Origin of the sequence: Achromobacter sp. DH1f, from assembly GCF_000633435.1 — a bacterium.
GTDB lineage: Bacteria > Pseudomonadota > Gammaproteobacteria > Burkholderiales > Burkholderiaceae_B > Achromobacter > Achromobacter deleyi.
In genome coordinates this window covers 1-1,363 of the sequence record NZ_AYMF01000132.1, presented here as the reverse complement: position 1 = coordinate 1,363, position 1,363 = coordinate 1, and the positions used below count along the sequence as shown (strand labels likewise).

The 1,363-nt window shown below is 68.4% G+C and carries 2 protein-coding genes; both read left to right on the top strand.

The window, feature by feature from the left end:
* Positions 1 to 512, top strand: a 512-nt coding sequence (locus tag U858_RS0133410) for a phosphoenolpyruvate carboxykinase domain-containing protein (protein WP_115597068.1), incomplete at its 5' end; no start/stop codon positions are given.
* Positions 513 to 662: 150 nt separating this feature from the next.
* Positions 663 to 1,292 (top strand): class I SAM-dependent methyltransferase, encoded by a 630-nt coding sequence (locus U858_RS0133405; RefSeq protein WP_025141388.1) that lies wholly within the window; start codon positions 663 to 665, stop codon positions 1,290 to 1,292.
* Positions 1,293 to 1,363: the final 71 nt, after the last annotated feature.

Below are 1,363 nucleotides of genomic sequence, written 5' to 3'. Positions count from 1 at the left end.
TGGCCGCCACCATGGGCTCGGAAACCACCGCCGCCGCCGTGGGCCAGCAGGGCGTGGTGCGCCGCGACCCCTTCGCCATGCTGCCGTTCTGCGGCTACAACATGAGCGACTACTTCAACCACTGGCTCAAGCTGGGCAAGCAGCTCGAAGCCGCCGGCGCCACCTTGCCGCGCATCTACTGCGTCAACTGGTTCCGCAAGGGCCCCGACGGCAAGTTCGTCTGGCCCGGCTTCGGCGAAAACATGCGCGTGCTGCGCTGGATGCTCGGCCGCATCGACGGCCAGGCCGGCGGCGTCGACCAGATCTTCGGCGTGTCCCCCAGCTACCAGGACATCGACTGGACCGGCCTGGAATTCAGCCCCGACAAGTTCGACCAGGTCATGTCCGTCGACGCCACCGCCTGGCGCGACGAACTGGCCCTGCACGACGAACTCTTCGGCCAGCTGGCCCAGGGCCTGCCTGACGACCTGCCCGCCACCAAGGTCAAGATCGAAGGCCGCCTGGCCGCCTGACGGCGGTCACGCGCCAGCAGAAACGCCGCGCACGGCAAACGTGCGCGGCGTTTTTTTCGAGCGGCCCCGGGTCAACGTCATGCCGCCTTCGTCCCGGCGCCGTCGTGCGCCATGTCGTACACGCCCTCCGAACTACGGCACAATTCCCTTATGAAACTCGACGCCGAAGACCTCGCCAAGATCACCTCGCTGACCCTGGCCCACTACGAAGAAAGCGCCCAATCCTTCGAGGCCGGCACCCGCGACCACGACGTCAGCCAGAACATCGCCGCCTTGCTGCGCCACATCGAAGGCCAGGCGCCCCTGGACATCCTGGACCTGGGCTGCGGCCCCGGCCGCGACCTGAAAACCTTCGCCGCCCTGGGCCACCACCCCGTCGGCCTGGACGGCACCCCCAGCTTCGTCGACATGGCCCGCCAGGCCAGCGGCTGCGATGTCTGGCACCAGGACTTCCTGCACCTGTCCCTGCCACCGGCCCGCTTCGACGGCATCTTCGCCAACGCCGTCCTGTTCCACATCCCCAGCCAGGAACTCCCGCGCGTCCTCAAAGACCTGCACGCCACCCTCAAACCCCGAGGCATCCTGTTCAGCTCCAACCCCCGCGGCGGCAACCAGGAAGGCTGGAACCGCGGCCGCTACGGCGCCTACCACGACCTGGACACCTGGCGCACCCTGCTGCAGACGGCGGGCTTCGAAGAACTGGAACACTACTACCGCCCCGAAGGCCTCCCCCGAGACCAACAACCCTGGCTTGCCAGCGTGTGGCGCCGCGTGGGCTGACCCCCATCACCGCCCCTCACCCAGTGAGGAGGCCAATCACCCACCTCGCACCCCGCCGCCACCCCCACCGC